The 18,353-nt window shown below is 51.3% G+C and carries 18 protein-coding genes and 2 pseudogenes; 11 read left to right on the top strand and 9 right to left on the bottom strand.

Features of this window, described 5'->3' with window-relative positions; all coding sequences use genetic code 11:
• Window positions 1–53 precede the first annotated feature (53 nt).
• On the top strand, window positions 54–446 hold the full coding sequence (gene acpS, locus ACFSKT_RS24705) for a holo-ACP synthase (RefSeq protein ID WP_377720990.1): 393 nt from the start codon (window positions 54–56) through the stop codon (window positions 444–446).
• Window positions 447–717: 271 nt separating this feature from the next.
• Window positions 718–957: a hypothetical protein gene (locus tag ACFSKT_RS24700; RefSeq protein ID WP_377720991.1), complete on the top strand. Its 240-nt coding sequence runs from the start codon at window positions 718–720 to the stop codon at window positions 955–957.
• Between the two features lie 83 nt (window positions 958–1,040).
• On the opposite strand, the gene ACFSKT_RS24695 is transcribed toward ACFSKT_RS24700, so the two are convergent.
• Window positions 1,041–1,430, bottom strand: a complete 390-nt coding sequence (locus ACFSKT_RS24695) for a c-type cytochrome (protein ID WP_377720992.1) — start codon at window positions 1,428–1,430, stop codon at window positions 1,041–1,043.
• A 181-nt stretch (window positions 1,431–1,611) separates the two neighbouring features.
• Between ACFSKT_RS24695 and ACFSKT_RS24690 the strand changes: the two genes are divergently transcribed.
• From ACFSKT_RS24690 to ACFSKT_RS24680, 3 genes are all read left to right on the top strand, one after another.
• Window positions 1,612–2,412 carry a helix-turn-helix domain-containing protein gene (locus ACFSKT_RS24690; RefSeq protein ID WP_377720993.1) on the top strand — a complete coding sequence of 267 codons (801 nt, stop codon included), beginning with the start codon at window positions 1,612–1,614 and terminating at the stop codon, window positions 2,410–2,412.
• On the top strand, window positions 2,409–3,821 hold the full coding sequence (mutY, locus tag ACFSKT_RS24685) for an A/G-specific adenine glycosylase (protein WP_377720994.1): 1,413 nt from the start codon (window positions 2,409–2,411) through the stop codon (window positions 3,819–3,821). The genes ACFSKT_RS24690 and mutY overlap by 4 nt, the downstream gene beginning before the upstream one ends.
• 118 nt (window positions 3,822–3,939) lie before the next feature.
• Window positions 3,940–4,572 (top strand): bifunctional 4-hydroxy-2-oxoglutarate aldolase/2-dehydro-3-deoxy-phosphogluconate aldolase, encoded by a 633-nt coding sequence (locus ACFSKT_RS24680; RefSeq protein WP_377720995.1) that lies wholly within the window; start codon window positions 3,940–3,942, stop codon window positions 4,570–4,572.
• A gap of 475 nt (window positions 4,573–5,047) precedes the next feature.
• Here the strand turns inward: ACFSKT_RS24680 and ACFSKT_RS24675 are convergent.
• Window positions 5,048–5,364 (bottom strand): annotated as a pseudogene (locus tag ACFSKT_RS24675) (transposase); the annotation flags it as partial.
• 104 nt (window positions 5,365–5,468) lie between these two features.
• On the bottom strand, window positions 5,469–6,320 hold the full coding sequence (locus ACFSKT_RS24670; RefSeq protein WP_377720996.1) for a helix-turn-helix transcriptional regulator: 852 nt from the start codon (window positions 6,318–6,320) through the stop codon (window positions 5,469–5,471).
• 180 nt (window positions 6,321–6,500) lie between these two features.
• Between ACFSKT_RS24670 and ACFSKT_RS24665 the strand changes: the two genes are divergently transcribed.
• From ACFSKT_RS24665 to ACFSKT_RS24650, 4 genes are all read left to right on the top strand, one after another.
• Window positions 6,501–7,301: an SDR family NAD(P)-dependent oxidoreductase gene (locus tag ACFSKT_RS24665; protein ID WP_377720997.1), complete on the top strand. Its 801-nt coding sequence runs from the start codon at window positions 6,501–6,503 to the stop codon at window positions 7,299–7,301.
• 484 nt (window positions 7,302–7,785) lie between these two features.
• Complete coding sequence (locus ACFSKT_RS24660; RefSeq protein WP_377720998.1) at window positions 7,786–8,151, top strand: hypothetical protein; 366 nt, start codon at window positions 7,786–7,788, stop codon at window positions 8,149–8,151.
• Between the two features lie 512 nt (window positions 8,152–8,663).
• The gene (locus ACFSKT_RS24655; RefSeq protein WP_377720999.1) at window positions 8,664–9,065 is read left to right on the top strand and encodes a hypothetical protein; all 402 of its coding nucleotides are present in this window, start codon (window positions 8,664–8,666) and stop codon (window positions 9,063–9,065) included.
• A gap of 147 nt (window positions 9,066–9,212) precedes the next feature.
• Window positions 9,213–9,626, top strand: a complete 414-nt coding sequence (locus ACFSKT_RS24650; protein WP_377721000.1) for a VOC family protein — start codon at window positions 9,213–9,215, stop codon at window positions 9,624–9,626.
• Between the two features lie 227 nt (window positions 9,627–9,853).
• On the opposite strand, the gene ACFSKT_RS24645 is transcribed toward ACFSKT_RS24650, so the two are convergent.
• Window positions 9,854–10,684 carry a hypothetical protein gene (locus ACFSKT_RS24645; protein ID WP_377721001.1) on the bottom strand — a complete coding sequence of 277 codons (831 nt, stop codon included), beginning with the start codon at window positions 10,682–10,684 and terminating at the stop codon, window positions 9,854–9,856.
• 185 nt (window positions 10,685–10,869) lie between these two features.
• Here ACFSKT_RS24645 and ACFSKT_RS24640 point away from each other — a divergent pair, with 185 nt between their 5' ends.
• A complete protein-coding gene (locus tag ACFSKT_RS24640; RefSeq protein WP_377721002.1) occupies window positions 10,870–11,199 on the top strand; it encodes a hypothetical protein in 330 nt (109 codons plus the stop codon).
• Between the two features lie 70 nt (window positions 11,200–11,269).
• On the top strand, window positions 11,270–11,734 hold the full coding sequence (locus ACFSKT_RS24635; RefSeq protein WP_377721003.1) for a hypothetical protein: 465 nt from the start codon (window positions 11,270–11,272) through the stop codon (window positions 11,732–11,734).
• A gap of 282 nt (window positions 11,735–12,016) precedes the next feature.
• Here the strand turns inward: ACFSKT_RS24635 and ACFSKT_RS24630 are convergent, their stop codons facing one another.
• The 5 genes and pseudogenes from ACFSKT_RS24630 to ACFSKT_RS24610 form a co-directional block, all read right to left on the bottom strand.
• Complete coding sequence (locus tag ACFSKT_RS24630) at window positions 12,017–13,948, bottom strand: alkyl/aryl-sulfatase (RefSeq protein WP_377721004.1); 1,932 nt, start codon at window positions 13,946–13,948, stop codon at window positions 12,017–12,019.
• Window positions 13,949–14,001: 53 nt separating this feature from the next.
• Window positions 14,002–15,144, bottom strand: a complete 1,143-nt coding sequence (locus ACFSKT_RS24625) for a serine hydrolase domain-containing protein (RefSeq protein ID WP_377721005.1) — start codon at window positions 15,142–15,144, stop codon at window positions 14,002–14,004.
• 30 nt (window positions 15,145–15,174) lie between these two features.
• Entirely contained in the window at window positions 15,175–16,626 is a 1,452-nt protein-coding gene (locus tag ACFSKT_RS24620; protein WP_377721006.1) for a sulfatase-like hydrolase/transferase, read from the bottom strand.
• A gap of 51 nt (window positions 16,627–16,677) precedes the next feature.
• Complete coding sequence (locus ACFSKT_RS24615) at window positions 16,678–17,508, bottom strand: ABC transporter permease (RefSeq protein WP_377721007.1); 831 nt, start codon at window positions 17,506–17,508, stop codon at window positions 16,678–16,680.
• Window positions 17,509–17,536: 28 nt separating this feature from the next.
• Window positions 17,537–18,300, bottom strand: a pseudogene (locus ACFSKT_RS24610) (ABC transporter ATP-binding protein).
• Window positions 18,301–18,353: the final 53 nt, after the last annotated feature.

Below are 18,353 nucleotides of genomic sequence, written 5' to 3'. Positions count from 1 at the left end.
TGGCACGGGCTTCCCTCTTTTTGCGTAGAGACGGGTGAAGGAGGCGGACGAGCATGATCATCGGCATCGGACACGATATGGCTTCGCTGACGCGGGTCGCGTCCATCCTGGACGGGGAGATCGGCGAGAAGTTTCTGCGGCGGATCTTAACGCCGGGCGAGCGGGAGACCATCGCGGGGCTCGGCGGCTTGCGCCGAACCGAATACGCGGCGGGGCGGTTCGCGGCGAAGGAGGCGCTCTCGAAGGCGCTGGGCTGCGGCATTGGCGGCGAGCTGTCGTTCCAGGACATGGAGATCGGCCGGGATGCTTCGGGGAAGCCGGGCGCGGCGTTAAGCGCGGCGGCGTGGGATCGCCTGGGCAGAGATGCCGCGCGGACGCGCATTCACGTGACGATCACGCACGAGCAGCCTTTCGCCTCGGCCTTCGTCGTTGTCGAAGAGGTTTAAGAGTCGGTAAATTAGGCGTTTGCCCACCATTTTCTGAAAATACAAGCATATATAAGTGTTACGTGTATTTATGATCTTGTATTTCTCCCTCGCTGAATGCTGCATTCCCAATCCTCGGATTGTGAACGCAAACCAATCAGCTTCTCCGGAATGAAACTTACTTCGCCGTTAAAAGACGGCGTATCCGTTTCACCTTGTTTGATTGTGTCACCAAACGCACATAATGTGAATACACCATTATGTATGCAATCAGGGAGAGGAGATGGAACAAGTGCCTAATGTTTTAACGATTCAAGAGTCCCGGGCGAAGTGGACGTTCATCAGCGGTCAGGAGGTGGCTTACGACGGCATGTACACGAATGTATGGGGGAGCAAGCTGCCGCTCATGCAGGGAGACCGTTTCCCGATGCATCCGCAAATGGGAGCCTGTCGCTGGACGTATTCCGGACCGCTGACCTCGGGACTGCCGAAGGACGGGCGCAGCGCGAAGCGTCGTGATGATTATCGATAATCCGGATTGGAAACCAAAAGAGGATCTGCCCCGCGCAGCTTGCCGTCGTTCGTACGGTAAGGCGGGTGGCGGATCCTCTTTTGTTACGATTGCTCGGCCAGCCATGAAGCCAGCGCCTTGATTTCCTCTTCGCTCAGCCGCTCGGCGAACGCGGGCATCGCGCCGGAACCGGACTTGATCTGCGCCTCGATCTCGGCTTCGGTCATGCGGCCGCCGACCTCGGCCAGATTCGTGACGGCTCCCATCCGGCCTTGAAGCTCGGCGCCGTGGCAATTGACGCAGTTGTTCCGGTAGAGGGTCAGCGTCTCGGCGGGGCCGGTCAGTTCGGCGGAGTTGGTGCCTCCTTGGCTCCCCGAACCACCTCCGCATCCGGATGCGATCAGGAGAGCCACGGCGGCGGTTGTGGCAAGGGAAAGGCGGGTCATCGCGCGCATGTGCGGGCGAATGTGGAATGAATGCTTACGTTCGTTCATGGTGGTTCTCCTCTCAAAGCGGACAATAGACACAGTGCCAATTAGTAACATGTCCTTTTTATCCGATACGCCTTATAATAGTAAGTGGTATATAGATTTCGAGATAGTGGGAGTTTACATGAATTCTACCTATAAGACCATATTACAAAATAATTTTCATCGCTTTCAAGCTGATGTGTCTATGGCTACTATTTCGCAGATGCATACCGGATTCCACCGCGACGATACGCCGGATTACTATCGGCTCTGGTATGTGCGAAGCGGGATGGGATGGCTAATTCTGGACGGCGTATCGTATACGCTCGAGCCTGGATATATGTACATGCTTCCGGCCGGTCTGTCGCAGCAGTTCGGCAATGACGGCGCGGAGCCATGCGAGGTGTATTGGTGCCACTTCCGCCCGTCAGCGGGCACGCTGCCGCTGGACGAGTTCCCCGTCGCGGTTGCGCCGTTCGTGCAGGGGGAGGCGGAGCAGGACTTCGCCCGGCTTGTGCAGGCGTTCGGATCGGAGCTGTTCACCCGGGAGCTGCGCGTGCGCGCGGCGTTCCTCGATTTGGTGGCGGCCTATCTGGAGGTATGCGACTTCTGCCAGACGACGCCGCTGCATGACCATGAGCTAATGGGGAAGCTGGAGCCGGTGCTCGCGTACATCGATAGTCATTTGGCATCGAACATCGGCGTGTATGATTTGGCCAAATTGGCGTTTTTGCATCCGAATTATTTCATTGGGTATTTCAAGTCCGTCACGGGCTGTTCGCCGATTCAATACGTGAACAACCGCAGGCTGGAGGAAGCGCGCCGGCTGCTGCAGGATACGGACGTGCGCGTGGCGGAGGTGGCGCGGTCGGTCGGGATGCAGAATCATTACCTGTCCCGCCTGTTCCGCCAGCACTATGGTCTGACGCCGAGCCGCTACCGGCAAATCGCTCAGCAGCAGAGAAGCAAGATTAGCGAGGATGAGAAGAGCGAGGTGCAAGGATGACGGAGCGGACGAATGCGGCAGACGAGGTGTCGGGGCGCAGCGAGAATGCGACGCGGGCGAGCGTAAGCGAGCTGGCTGGCGCGGGCACGGAGGCCAAGGCGTATTTCAGCCGCGAGCTGCTGGATTGGTACCGCGCGAACAAACGCGTGCTGCCATGGCGGATGAACCGGGACCCTTACCGGATCTGGGTATCCGAGGTCATGCTGCAGCAGACGCGGGTCGATACGGTCATTCCGTATTATGAGCGGTTCCTGGCGAAATTCCCCACGATCACCGCGCTGGCCGAAGCGCCGGAGGAGGAGGTGCTCAAGCTGTGGGAAGGCTTGGGCTATTACTCCCGGGCGCGGAATCTGCAGGCCGGCGCGCGCGAGGTCGCGGAGCGTCACGGCGGCATCGTGCCGGATAACAAGGATATGGTGGCGGCGCTGCGCGGCGTCGGCCCGTATACGACGGGCGCGATCATGAGCATCGCGTTCAACCGGCCGGAGCCGGCCGTCGACGGCAACGTCATGCGGGTGCTGTCGCGCTACTTCTGCCTCGAGGACGACATTGCCAAGCCGTCTACGCGCATCGGCATCGAGAAGCTGGCCGCCTCGCTCATTCCCGAAGGCGCGGCCGGCGATTTCAATCAAGCGCTGATGGAATTGGGCGCGCTCGTCTGCACGCCGAAGTCGCCGGGCTGCCTGACCTGTCCGGTCATGGCGCACTGCGAAGGCCGGGCGGAAGGCAAGGAGCATGTCCTGCCGATCAAGACGAAGGCGAAGCCGCCGCGTCCGGAGACGCGGCTCGCCGCGCTCATCGTCGGCACGGGCGAACACGCCGGCCAGCTGCTCGTCCGTCAGCGCCCGGAGAGCGGGCTGCTCGCCCGCATGTGGGAGCTGCCGCACGTGCTGGCCGAGGGCCTGGCGCCGAAGAAGAAGCCGGCGCGCGGCGCGAAGGCGAAGGCGGACAAGCTTGCGGCGGAGATGCTGGCGATCGACGGGAGCGCGATGGCGGATAGCCCGATAGTCGGGAAGGAAGCGCAGATGGACGCGCTGTGCCGCCAGCTCGCGGCGGAGGATCGCGTGCTGATCCGTCCGGTCGGCTGGTGGAGCGAAGCCGAGCATGTGTTCAGCCATATCGTGTGGGATGTGCAGGTGTTCAAGGCGGAGTTCGGCTTCGTGCTGGAGGAAGCTGAGGCGGCATCGGCTGCGTCGGATGCCTCGGATCGATACAAGGTCGCGGAAGGCGGCGAAGCCTACGCGAGCGCGGCCCGAGAGACAGCTGCGGGTGGCGAAGCGATGGCGGAAGGCGCGGGGATGCCCGCGAATTACCGCTGGATCAGCGAAGCCGATATGGCGGAGCTGGCATTCCCAAACGTATTCCTGCGGATTTTGCGGGAGTACTGGGAGATCGCCGCGGCGCGTTAAGGGAATCGTAGATGCGTTCACAAATAGTAGACTGGACCTGATCGCTGCAGTCAGCCGAGATCCACACCACGAGGAATATGTGCGAGAGCAGGGTGCAAGAGAAGGAGAGCTGAATGCGATGAGCGACATGTTAGAGAGACTTACGCGGGAGCGGATCGTGGCGATCTTCCGCGGCGTCGAGGACCGCTATGCGGACGATGCCGCGCGCGCGCTGATCGATGGCGGGATCGGCATGATGGAGATTACGATGAATACGGCAGGCGCGACCGGCTTGATCAGCCGCTGGCGGGAGAAGTTCGGCGGCGAAGCGGCGATCGGCGCGGGGACGGTGCTTGATCTCGACATGGCGAAGGAAGCGGTCGCGGCTGGCGCGCAATATCTGATCTCGCCGAACCTCGACGAAGCGGTCGTCGTCTACGGCAACGAGCAGGGCGTGCCGGTCTGGCCGGGCTGCATGACGCCGACCGAGATCGTCCGCGCGTGGAAGGCCGGCGCCGAAGCGGTGAAGATCTTCCCGATGGCGTCGCTCGGCGTGAAATATCTGGCCGAGATTCGCGCGCCGCTCGACCGGATTCCGATGATCGCGACCGGAGGCGTCGACCTGGACAACATCGCCGACTATTTCAAGGCCGGCGCCTGCGCGGTCGGCATGGGCAGCAAGCTCGTCAACCTGACGTGGGCCCGCGAGGGCAAGTTCGACCTGCTGACGGCCCGGGCGAAGCAGTTCGCGGAGGCGGCTCGGGGGTTGTAAGGTTGGCGCGGACACGTTCCGATGCGAGTGGGAATGTTACACTTCAAGTTTTGTAAGAAAACGCGGCGAGAGCCGCGTTTTTTTATTTCTACTTCAAAATCTTACATAAAAAAAGAGGCCTGCGGCAAAAATCCGCAGGCTACAAGAGAGAATATATAATAAAGGGGGGTCATGAGTACATTATAGCGGCTTTAGATGAAAGAAACATGAAGGTACTATTACAGTTTTATTACAATGTGGTAAGCGGTTACAAGGGTTGGGCCTCTTGGTGAGCGAAAATAAAGATGTTTAACTCGAAATAAAGTTCTTTAACGGAAAATAAAGTTGTTTAGTATATATTCGGAAATGATACCTGAAGAAAAAATATAGTTGTTTAATTGCTGTAGTGGTGCGGGTTTATAAGCGTTTTTTTATCGATAAACCGTGGTGCTCGGGTCTGTAAAGCTTTTTGTGTAAACCCTCTTGAAGCAAAATACTAACGTAGATATTGACCGATCCGGTCGGGGAAGAACGGATAGCTGGAGAAGCATTTGACCCCAGTTACTGCACACGCCCAGTCCATTTGCTGCCCCATGTGTCTTCAGTACGGTCCAGCTCTAAGAAGGCTGCTTCTCCGGTTACGGCCTTGTAGATTGGCTTTAGATTAGCCGTAACTTTCTTCAAGTCCTTGTACAAAACATAATTCGTGGAATTACGGATCTGGTGGATAATGCACTTCTGGATTTCTGTATGTGGATAGCAGGCGGAAATAGCCTGAGAGAAGCCCGTCAGGTTATCCACGCAGGTGAGCAGACCTCCCGGAAGATGTTCGCAGGAATTCCAATAACCACTTTCATTACCGGCTAGGAAGGGCTATCGTTGGATACCAGAGCCTAAAAATCAAGCGTGGCGAAACTTTACGTGGTGTTCTTCTTCAGCAAACGCAATAGCCGCTCTTCAGTGCCTGATCCGGGTACCGGGACGTAGAAACACCAGTGCAGGCTAGGGTCGTTATCGATTACAGAAGCGGAATGGATCACGAACTCCAACTCCTGTGCGTCCGGGAGGCGAAATAATGCGGTTCCTGCGGTTCGTTTTTGTTTGATTTCATAGAGCTCCCAGAAGTATGCAAACTCCTCGCTTTCCCGTATCAAACGTTCAAACCGTTGCATAAACAACGGGTTATCCTTATAACGGTCTAAGCTTGCCCGCAGCATCCCCGCGGAATATCGGGCATATCCCTCCCAATTCACTAGTCTTTGGCGGTAATCCGAGTTGCAGAACATAATGTTCATCATATATCGCTCGCTTTTCGGCAGACTGCCGAAATCGGCGATGATCAGTTCAGCAGCCCGATTCCAGGCGATTACGTCCGTACCTTCGTTAGTTACGAGAGAGGGATAATGTAATTGGTCCACGATCGATTGCAAAAAACCAGTATCCGATCCTCCGTTATTTAGCACTACACCTACGCTTCCCGGGTCTACATTTGCCAGATCAAACAGATGCTTCTGTTCGTCTTCGTCCAACCTTAACGCGGTGCTGATATTGAGCAGCACTTCCGGTGAAGGATTGACCTCTCTGCCTTGCTCCAGCCAAGTATAGTAAGTCACGCTTATATTCGCGAGACAGGCGACTTCTTCTCTTCGAAGCCCTTGGGTGCGTCTTCGTCCGGGAAGCGGCTTGATACCCGCTGTTGAAGGCTGCAACCTTTCTCGTCGTGATTTCATGAATTCACCCAATGCGGATGAGGATCGAGTTGTTCTCACATACGCCACCTCCACGATCATTATAATCCCAATCAGGAGTCTGTTACCACAAGGGCGGGGAGGAAGGCTGGCTGTTAGTCGCGTTACCAGTAAAAGCATGATGTGGTTAATCTCCTCCTATCTGCGGTACGATGAAGCTAATTCTCGAAAGAGCCATATGAACGATAGGAGGAATGAATTTTGAATGCTTATGCGTATCAAAACAAGTTGGCGATCGTCACCGGTGCTTCGTCCGGAATCGGAAAAGCGTATGCCATAGAGCTAGCGGCACGAGGCTGCCATGTTGTACTGGCGGCGCGTTCCATAGATAAACTGGAAACGTTGGCTTTGGAAATCAAATGCCAGTACGGCGTACGGACTTATGTAGCAGCTTGCGATTTGTCCAAAGCTAACGCCTCGCGTCTGCTGGCCGAGCATGTTTCCGAACTTGGCTTAACGGTCGATATACTTATCAACAATGCAGGTTTCGGCACATACGGCCATTTCGAGGAGATCGACCCGGAACGCGAGCAGGATGAGATTGCGCTGAACACGGGCTCTCTAGTAGACCTTACGCATCGTTTTTTACCCGACATGCTGGTGCATGGGGACGGTATCATCGTGAACGTGGCTTCGATGGCCGCATTTGCGCCTTGCGCTTATTCGGCTGTGTATGGGGCAACCAAAGCATTCGTACTATCTTTCTCTGAAGCGCTGTGGGCGGAAACGCGCGGGCGGGGTGTTCGTGTGCTCGCCTTGTGTCCGGGGGCAACAGAGACGGGATTTTTCGATGTGGTCGGCGGGAAGGAAATGGCTGCGGGCAGCAAACTTTCGACCCCGGAAAAGGTTGTACAGGCCGGATTTCGCGGGATTGACCAAGGACGCAGCTATATCATCGATGGTCGAGCCAATTACTATATGGCTCATATAATTCGATTTTTTAGCAGGCGCAGGGTCGCTATGATTATGGAACGCATGTCAAACCCGAAAAGGTATGGATAGCGGGAAATAGGCAAAGATGATCTTCAAGCTTGTCGTTACAGACAGCGCAGTGAACCTTACCATAAATAACGGTAAGTTTTATTTTATATTGCTCCTCAAAATGAAGGAAACTCCCAAACAAGCAATAATGAGAATCCACGCTTGATAAGCGTATGCATTGATTTCTGCAGCTGTGGATCACCCTAGTAGAGGTTTGTATATTTCAAAGGTACTAACCTAACGAAGAACGTTAGTTCAAAGCCATCCAGGAGCAGTTTGCCGCCGCGCAGCTGCTCCTTCTGTCGTTGAACTATCGGGCAGGATAACGTGGAAGTCCCCCCCCTTTTCGAGAAGAATAAACGCTGCCTTTGGTGGTTAAAATATCCCAAGTTTGTGGAAAGCAGCGTGGTATATTATGAAACGATTTACTCTGTTCAATCTCATCTGCATATTGCTAGTTCTTACTTTTGGAGGTTATTCGATTTTTCTATCAAAGAGAGTACACATGCTGAGTAATGAAATAATAAGCGCACAACAAAGGGAACTGGATGTAATAGATAAAAAGTCATCATGGATAGCACAGCATCTGGCGAGTTTAATATCCGACAAGCAGCTACAAGATACTGAAAAACTTACCCTAGCCGTTCTCATAGAGGATTTTCGGGGGATTATCGACCAGTACGGTTCGCTATCTTTACTGAATCAAAAAGCCGGAGATGATCTATTCAATGAGTTAAGAACAAGTTTTGGTTTCGCATTAGATGCAGTAAGTATCTCGCCGTCGTCTGCCTCATTAGAAAATGTCTCTGCTATGGTAGAAGCAATAACAGTATTTAAGGGGAACGTAGCGGAATTAAAAAATCGATCATAATTAGCCTCTTCAGTGTATTGTGCTAACTGAAGACGTTAGTTCAGAGCCATCCAGGAGCAGTTTGCCGCCGCGCAGCTGCTCCTTCTGTCGTTGAGCTATCGGGCAGGATAATTCAACGAATGCATAGAAATAGGCGTTAACATAGAAAAAAGGGGTTGAATTAATTGGACAAGATTATTTACTTAATAGTTTTAATTGGACTTTCGTTCGGATTCTTTCATGCAGTGAATGAGCTTGCCTTTAGTGGTGTTCAAAATGATGATGTAGTGATCTTACTTTGCGTGATAACTGCACATTTAGTTACTACGAGACTACTTTTGAATAAGAGAACCAAGGAGGATGACAATTCTCCGTTGAATTAACGGGAAACTTTAGTTCAATGATCCAGGAGTAGTTTGCAGCCCCGGCAGCTGCTCCTTCTGTCGTTGAACTGGCAGGTTATCTGAAGGTTTTCGCGAATATAATTAAGCGTGGAAATTGATAGTAAAAATTTTGACTCGGGGGAATCCTTAGTGGATGGTTACGTTGGAATCGAGAAAATCGACCCCATTGAAAGACTAAAACAGCATGAAATTACTAAAATACTTTGGCAGTCCCTTTGTGAAAAAGGAATAAGGGAAGGAGACAAAGGACGTATTAAAGCGTTTCTATTCTCTAATTTGTATGAACATGCAAAAGAGTTAGAGGCACAATTTAAAGGTGAATTTGAGGTAGTAATTTTCAAAGAAGATGAGGGCTCAGAGTACATAATAGAAATTACTACTCCAGTTTGCAGATTGAGTAATGAAGCATTAGAAGAAGTAGCTGATATATTGATGATTTCCGCCGCTGATACGAATACAAAATTTGATGGATTTGAATTAGATGTTAATGAAGTTAAGAAATTAAATAAACCTTGGTGGAGAATTTGGTGAAATAAAGAAGTTGAGCCGTAATCAACTATCATTCATTGCGCTAACGGAGAACGATAGTTTAACCAGAACAGGGAGCAGGCCGCCAAATAGAATGGTTGAAGCACCTACAAATCAGTTGCATATCTAAGAAAAGGTGGAGTTGTGAGTATGAACTTGAAATTGGAGGGAATTACTGTTTTGGCGCATGATGTTCCTAGATTGACTAGCTTTTATCGTGATGTACTCGGATTTAAGTCCGTCATTGAAGAGAACCATTATGCTGAATTTGTGAATAGCGGCATTCGTCTCGCGATTTGTTCAACACCATTAATGGCGGATAACACGAACGGTCATCATTCCTTTATAGAAGAGCGTAAAGGGCAAGCCTTCGAGCTTAACTTCGAATGTGATTCTCCAGAAGCTGTCCGCGCGATGTATGAGGAGTTTGTTTCAAAAGGGGCTACAGGAATTACAGCACCGAAGTCGATGTCTTGGGGGCACACCACGGGTTTCTTCGCAGATCCAGCAGGTAACATTCATTCCATTTTTGCGGTTAACCCTCCTGCGGCGGAGAATAGTTGAGCTAACGCAGAATGTAAGTTGAATAAAGACACGATGGCAGCCGATTATGTCGATCGGCTGTTTTTGTTGAATCAACGGCCAGGATAGCTCAGTCGAAGACTGGTTTATGTAATGATATATCTAGGCGAAGCTGGTATATATTCAATACGGGATGTCATTGAAAAAAGAAAAACTCGCGGCCACAGAGGAAAAAGCGATGACGGAATTCCTCCACCGCTTTATGTTGTTTATTCTATTCCTTGTACAATTTCAACTATGCGTTGTTTGCGGCCGTTTAAGGAGATCTGGATGCGTGACGGATCTAAGTTGTCATCACGAAAACGGAGAATCACGTTTTCCTTGTGTGACAGAGGGCCTTCTTTATATTCGATCAACACGGTACTGCCTTTATGCTCCACAGTTATGGATGACGGCAGCCTCCAGCCTCGGATCTGTATGGCATGGACCTTGCCGTTTCGATGGGTGTCCACAGATTCGATGGCAGCTCCTTTATCAAAAGCAACCCCACCGTAGCGTTTTACGCCAATCCAAGTGGTGAAGGGAATTGCTTTGCTTCCTATGGTTTCACCTTGGAATTCCGTAATGACGTGGAGGCTGGTCATCGCATTGGAAAACTTCTCTTTTAATTCAGTTGGCTGATTCATGTCGCCAAGAGCCCAATAAAGAATCAAGACATTTCGTTTGGTATAGATCTGGGGGTACAGCATGTTATAATGCTCTGTTTTGTTACGGAAGTCCACTAAACCCTCTTCACGATGATGGTCGGAATCAAATATATAAATCAATGCTTCCTCTTCGGGCTCGTCTTGCTCTCTTGCGCTGCCAACGGAATATGCTCGAGGCTCTACACCTGCGAGTACCCATTCTCGCTGGGGAGGCTGAGGTTTGAAATTTATGCCTTTGACCTCCATGGCTTCCTCAACACTTTGGATGTCGTAATTTATCTTGACCTTGGTGTGTAGACTGTTTGCATTAGTGGGACCATTCGAGTCGTTTTTTGTACAACCTATCGAGACAGCAACCATCAAAACAGCTAGGGCTATTTTTAGGATTGTCATTAATGGCAGTCCTTTCCGCTTAGATATAATCTAAACGAAAGGCACAACCCATATGTTTCACTCCTAATCAGTGTAGGGGTTCCAGCAGCATAAAAGGCATTGAAACAAGCGATTGATGTCCGGTGAAAATAAAGTGTTAGACTGTGAAAATAAAGTAGTAGACTGGCGAGTCGGGCGATATACAATTGGAAGATATTGGAGAAGGATGCATCTCAGCAAATTCAAACCTTTCTTTTGAGAAGATGGAGGTCAACGGAACAGTATTCTTTACCGCTGATAATTTTAAAAAGAACGATAATATTTGGATTGGATGTTCAGGTGACGATTTGACTAACGAGAAAATAGCTAACTTTGGGAAAAGCATAATTAACTGGAGCAACGAAAATCGATTATCATTGAATAGGTTAACCATAGATTTCACTAATTTATCTTCTAATGAAAGTTTTCGACTTTCTCTTGAAAATAACAAAATAGATGAGCAGGATATTGTGAAAATGATAAAAAAGACACAATAACTTCCAATTCACGTATATGAAATAGTGGATGCCTAGAAGATACATAAGAGGTAGGGGAGGAGAGCGTCAAATGAGAAAGATCCTAGTGATTTTGCTGGCAGGCGCACTACTGCTTAGCGGATGTGTACAGAATGAGAATGATGCATACATTGGGATGGAACGAGATAATATTCAGGATCTTGTGGCAGGTGGCGAAATGGAGTTTGTTCACGAGTTTCGTGGGCAATCGGAGAATTGGGCCGCTATGTATATCGTTTACAAGCCGAAAGGTGAGGAGATTCACACATCACGACCCTTCCTGAAATATATCGGGAAGGACCCAAGACCCTCGGGTCAACTCCGTTACAAGTATGAAACGCTTGGAGGCGGGGATGGAAGTGGGACACTCCCTAGCGTTGATGAAGCCGGCCACGTTTACAATCTTGGCTCCTCAGGTTCAAACGGTGCATTATCCAGTCCAGATACCCCCGTGGAAATGCAGGTTTGGTGGAACGATTCGTCGGAATTCATTCAGCTTAAACCAATAACGGATTAATCGAACTGAGAACGATAGTTAAATAGATCAGCGGTAGTCTAGGACTTTGTTTTTCATTCCTAAACTACCGCTGTTTCTTTATTCAAGCCAATGAAGCTGACGTTTTTACCAGTCCATCGATAAACAACTTTTTCCTGTAACCACTCTTCCACCACTCAACTCACTCACTCACTCACTCACTCAGTCTCATCTCTCGCTGCTGCTTCTGGCTCACATGGTGAGCGAAAATAAAGTTGTTTAACTCGTCAAATAGATAGGCTCCTTGTTTATTTTGGCTTCCTTCTAAGGAAATACGATCGGGAACTGGCCGTCAAATGTATCCAGCAGTTCGATAAACGCCTTTAATTTCGTAAGGTCGCCTGAGATGGAAAGCTCGTCTTCCTGGAGCAGCTGATCCAACGGCTGATCCATAAATAACAGCTGGATAAACGCTTGCCGCGTTGAATGGATACATACATCCGCATGGCTATCAACCGCTGGTCCTGACAGCTTAGCGACGTGGAGAACCGCATTTTCTACCGTAATGGTATACGTGGCTGCCGCATCTGTTATGCTCCAGCGTAGCACGAGTACGGTGCCGGCAGCGCGTGGTCCGTTCAAAAGGATAGCTAATAGATCGAGCAGATCCTCGGTACGCATATCCTTATAGAGCGCCGGATTCTTCCTGACAGGCCGATTCACATTCCGGTTTCGCAGCTCATGAGCCGCGGTCAGGTAAGCATTGCGCAAGGTGGCAGACTCCTGCTGAAATCCGAGCTGTTCATAAGCAGAAGCTTCCAGAAGTATGGCTTCCTCGTTCGTGGGCTCAGCAAAGATAATATAATTGAGCAACTGGACAGCCCACTGATAATCGCCGGCTGCGTAGGCTTTTTGAGCGTTCGTTAGAACAGCCGCTGGCCCCCCCATAACTTCAACGAGCCGTTTCGCCGTCTCTGCCGGGGGAAGCGGGTTTAAGTTTGCGGGATTGCCGTCATACCAGCCAAAATAAAAGGTATAGATCGATTTCACGTTCAAGGAGACAGCGCCGTAATAATCGCGGTTAAACCATTCGCTAGCAAGGCTTTCCGGGAGCTCAATTCGTTCGGCGATTTCCGTCGGCGTAAGTCCTAGATTGGCAAGGCGCAGTGTCTGGTCATGCATATACTTGTATAGATCCCGTTGTTTGCGAAGCCAATTGTTAACCCGATCCTTTCCGCTAACCGGCCAAAAGTGAGAACCAAATGCCAGCTCAGCGTCTGGAAACAACTGAAGCATCTCATCGATATAGCCGGCCCAAGCCTTGGCATCACGGGGTTTCGCTCCGCGGATGGGGCATAGATTGTGATTCGCATGATTCACAATTTCGCCGACCCAGAGCGCTTTGAAGTCAGGCAGATACGCCTGCATGCTGGCCGGAGCCTCGGAATCAGGCGCCAGCTGGAATACAAAGCGTACACCGTCAATCACGATTTCTTCTCCGGTGTAGGTGATGAAATCAGAAGGATATTGAAACGAGGAGCTCCCGCCCATGCTGAATTTGCCGAGACCGCCGTCTATTAATCCCTCCGGGCCGAGCGGCAGCATAAAACCAAATTGATACACACCGCGTCTCCTGGTAACCGGACCGGCAAGCACATTCTCGCTTAAGGCCGCTTCGACGAAGCCTTCAGGGGCATAAATGCGGGTTGTCCCACTCGTCACATCAGCAGCCTCCACAAGGCCATGAATACCGCCGAAATGATCCAAATGGGAATGCCCAATAATGACAGCGGAGATCGGCCTGTGTCCGAGCGTATTATACACGAGCTGGATGGCCGCCGCGGAGGCTTCCACACTCGTTAACGCGTCAAGGATCACATAACCGGCATCTCCTTGGATCACGATCATATTGGCCATATCGTAACCTCGGATCTGGTACAGCCTCTCGCTAAGCTTGAAAAGTCCTGCTTGGGCATTCAGTTTAGCATGCCGCCATAAGCTAGGATGGACGGTATCAGGTGCGGCATCGCTGCGCAATAGTTCTACATATTGCTCCATATCCAAAATAGCCGTTCCGTCTGCTCTTCGAATAATAAGAGGAGCATCCTTGGCAACGAATCCTCTCACCGCATCTTCAAAGTCGATGGTCTCCTCCCAGCGCAGCTGAGGGGAGTGAAGGGCTTTCTCGTTAGCGAGACGGGTGAAGGCGGAAGCTGCTCCTGGGACGGGATGATGCGGAAGGAATGAATTTGTCATGAAGCAACCACCTTTCCAATTCAAGATTTCATCTGACTGACAAGAGGGCCGGTTTAGATTAAATGATTAGCGATGGCCTCGAAAGCGCGTGCGAATAATCTTGCTGTCTCATCACTGTGTCCCGGATGGGTTGAAAACTGCACAATGACCATCTCGGCCCGTGGAGCGATATGTATCCGTTGTCCGTACAGTCCATTCGCCTCGTATGATCCAAATCGGTTATTGGTAATCCACCATTGGTTGTGATACGCAAAACCGCTTCTTGGATGGGATCGCATGCTCGCAGCAAACAAATCGGCATTGGCCCCTTTGCGGATTTCATCAATAACCGGTTTAGGAACAATTTCATGCCCATTGAACCAGCCATCATTCCGCATCATCTCTGCGAATCGAGCCGCATCTCTAAGGCTGACATGGAGTCCGCCGCAAGCTTGTTCGGTGCTTTCCGCATCTACGACGAAGTAAGCGTCTTCCTCTGCACCGAGCTTCGACCAGATCTGCTCGCTCAAAAGGTCGGCAAGAGATTTGCTGGATACCCGGCTGAGGAACCAGGCTAGTGTTTCGGTCGGACCGTTGCTATACGAGAACGCTGTGCCATGGTCCTGTTTCTTCTTGATCGAAGCAAGATATTGCCGGATCGTCCGAGGTCCGGAATAGCCTTCCTTGGCAGGTATGGTACCAATTGCTGTTAAGAGCAAATTCCGCTGATTATCAATATAATCCGCCTCTGGGAAGTAAACCGGGTACTCACAGGAAATCTGCATGTCCAGAAGCTGCTGAATGGTCGCATCGCCAAACGCGCTTTCTGCCAGTTCCGGGATGTACTGATCCACTCGATCGCTAGCTTTAATCCTTCCTTCGTACAGTTCCATACCAACCAGCGTGCCGACGAAAGATTTGGTAACAGAGGCCAGCCCATGCTGCAGAAGCGGCTCCATTCCAAAATACTTCTCATACACAATTCTGCCTTGATGCATAACGAGAAAAGCATCCGTATGATTCGCTCCCAACACTTCTGCAAGCGTTGTCGTATGACCTTGGTCATCTGTAAAGACAAGGTCATCCATAGGCTTGGGGTCCTGAATCAAGGCGGCGGGCTGACCGCTGCCCCGCTTTACGGACACGGTAGGGCGGAACTGGTTGGAATGGAGCATAGCCCGACGAATGAAGCGGAATTCCTCAAATTTTGTACGCATTACATTCTGCTCCTTAAGCAGGGGTGAATTCTACTTCACCGCTGGTGCTGGCGTATAGGGGACCTTGAAGCCCTTGGCTATGACCTGTTCCCGGCCTCCGTGAAGATTGAGCCGGCATTCCTGATCCGCTCTCGCTTCGCTATTGACCTTCTCGGGATCCACGATCTCACGCAGCCGCTGCTCAAGCCGCCATACTACTTCTGCATACTCGGGATCTCCTGCCAAATCGTTGTTTTCCCCTGGATCCGCGACCAGATTGAACAGCTGCGGCGGGTAACCGACATAATAAATGAATTTGTACTGCTCTTCACGAATCATGAAGAAGCCAGTAATGCTGGCTGCAGCGTGGTATTCGCTGAATACGATCCGATTAGGCTCGTATTCTCCCTTCGCGAGCGTAAGCAAGGATTGTCCCGGAAGGTCGTGATCTTCTTCATGAGGCTTAGCCCCGACCGCTTCCAAGATCGTCGGGAAGCAATCGACCAGTGAGATATTATGGGTCACTTGCGTTCCCCTCGGCAGATCCGGTCCTGCCATGATGAACGGTATGGCGGCAGAGCCCTCATACATCGTTGATTTGAACCAGAGGCCATGTTCGCCTGCCGAGTCGCCATGATCGGACGTATAAATAATGCGTGTGGATTGATCCAGTCCGGTTTCCCTAAGCGCGGACAGAACTTGGCCGACTTGGGCATCCATGAAACTGCACAGGCCGTAATAGGCCGCAACCGCGTTCTTAACAGCATCTTCGTCCAATTCATCGGCAATGCCAAGCAAACGGCGGTACTCATCGACAACGGGATGAGAGGAACGCTCATCTATTTTGTAGCTTCGCGGAAGCTCTATGCTGTCCAGTGGATATAGGTCAAAGTATTCTGCAGGAGCAGTAAGAGGATAGTGCGGGGTGACGAAAGAAACGAAAAGCACCCACGGCTTATCGAGATTGGGCGCCTCCTCCCGGAGGAACCTTACCGCTTCTTCCGCAATCGCTCGGTCATACTTCGTATAGGAGGATTCGCCAGGGCCTGCGGATAGTACCTGCTTGCGGCCAAGTGATCCAGCAGGCAAGCCTGTTTCCCGAATCAAGGTGAACAAATCTCCAACCCCGCCCAGCACATGGAGCGGAAGTCGCTGGTCGGGAAAGCCGGTATCATCGGATTCATCACGGTAATGGAGTTTGCCTACGGTCGTGACTTGTATTCCTTGCTCCGCTAGTCTATGCCCCCAGCTTGGTTTATCCCCTGAATAAGGGGCGGCATTATCCCAAGAACCATTATCATGTGGATAACGGCCGGTGGCGAGGCTCGCACGGGAAGGTACACAGATCGGACAATTGGTATAGGCATTCGTGAAATTAACCCCTTCTTGAGCCAGCTGATTTAGATGAGGCGTCTGGACAATCGGGTGACCGTTATATCCGAGTATGTCCCGGTTATGCTGGTCGGACATGATAAATAATAAATTTTGCGGTTTCGAAGCCATGGTAGTTTTCCTCTCCTTAGCGATGTAATCATCGAATGAGCAGTGCCGACCTTACCCCTTATAGCTGTCCTGCCAACGAAGCAAACGCTTCTCCAAGAACTGCACAAGGGAATCGGATAGTTTGCCGACAATCGCGAAGATCGTGATCCCAACGAATACGATATCGGTCTGCATGAAGGCGCGGGCGTCTTGAATCATGAAACCAACGCCAGTATCGGCGCCGAGCAGTTCGGCGGTAACCAGGCAGAGCCATGCAATCGTGAGCGAGAGGCGAATGCCGAGCAGAACATTCGGCAGCGCTGCCGGCAGAACTAGACGTATCATTTGGCTGAAGCGGCTGAATTCCAGCACACGGGCAACATCGAACAGCTTGGCATCGACGTTGCGTACGCCGAGGAAGGTGTTTACGTATAAAGGGAAGAATGCGCCAAGCGAAATAAGCAGCACTTTAGACAGCTCGCCGAAACCAAACCAAAGGATAAACAAAGGCGTAATCGCCAAGAGCGGTACCGTTCGGAGCATTTGGACAGTCGGATTTACGGTTTCTTCGAACTTGCGGTACATGCCAACAAGCAGACCGAGCAGAAGCCCCAAGCTGCCTCCCAGCAGAAAGCCGAGTAAAGCCCGCACGATACTGATGCGTAAGTGATGCGGCAGTTCTCCCGAGAGTGTCAAATCCCAGTATTGTTTGAGGATGAGGGCCGGTGATGAGAAGAGCTGCGTGGAGATGGTCCCCGTCCCGCTTAATACCTGCCAGACCGAAACAAGCAAGATGGGGAGAATAGCCCCCCGAATGAAAAGACGCCTTTTGCTGCCGGAAGGACGAGGTGCTGCCTTCTGTTTATTCACGCTGCGTTCCTCCGCCTTAATCGTGATATTCATGAGCATCCAATCCTTTCTGTGCGGCCGCTTAAATATGGTAGTCAACCGCTTCTTCCCGATGGTCAAGTTCGTTTAGAATATGCGTACGAAGCTCTGTAAACGAGCGTGAGGTTCTGCTGCGCGGGTAGGGCAGATCGATCGGCACGACGGCTTTGATTCGCCCAGGCCGTGCATCCATCACAATCACGCGAGTAGATAGAAATACAGCTTCATCAATATCGTGGGTAACGAGCACCATTGCAGTCCGGTTCGCCCGCCAAATGTCAAGAAGAGCTTCCTGCATGTGACTTCTCGTGAATGCATCAAGAGCGCCAAATGGTTCATCGAGCAGCAGCACCGCTGGCCTGCGCAGCAGCGCTCTGGCAATGGCAACACGCTGGGACATCCCGCCGGATAATTGACGCGGATAGGCCTTCTCGAATCCTTTCAGCTTGACGAGCTCAATGAGATCATCAACAGCCTTACGAACGGATGGGTCGCGCAGGGAACGATCGGCGGCAATGTTTTGCTCTACGGTCATCCAAGTGAATAGCGATGCTCCTGGAAGATGAATCCCTTCTCCTGAGACGGCTTTATGATGGGGCTTCCCTTAAGCTGAACGCTGCCGTCGTAAGCAGTGTCGAGACCGGCGATGATCTTAAGCAAGGTGCTTTTGCCGCAGCCGCTGGGCCCAATAATAGCCGTAAAATCTCCGTCTTGAATGTCAAGGTGAATATTGTTCAGAACAGGAGTTACTTGTTGATCGGTATAGAAGGTTTTGCTTACTTCATGGATATGTAGGACAGGCTGCATGAGGTTCACTCCCAATCTTTACAACTTGACTTTTCGGTCATATTGTGGAAATC

It is taken from the genome of Paenibacillus xanthanilyticus, assembly GCF_042682185.1.
Classification (GTDB): Bacteria; Bacillota; Bacilli; order Paenibacillales; family Paenibacillaceae; genus Paenibacillus_Z; species Paenibacillus_Z xanthanilyticus.
This window is presented reverse-complemented; position numbering and strand designations above follow the sequence as displayed.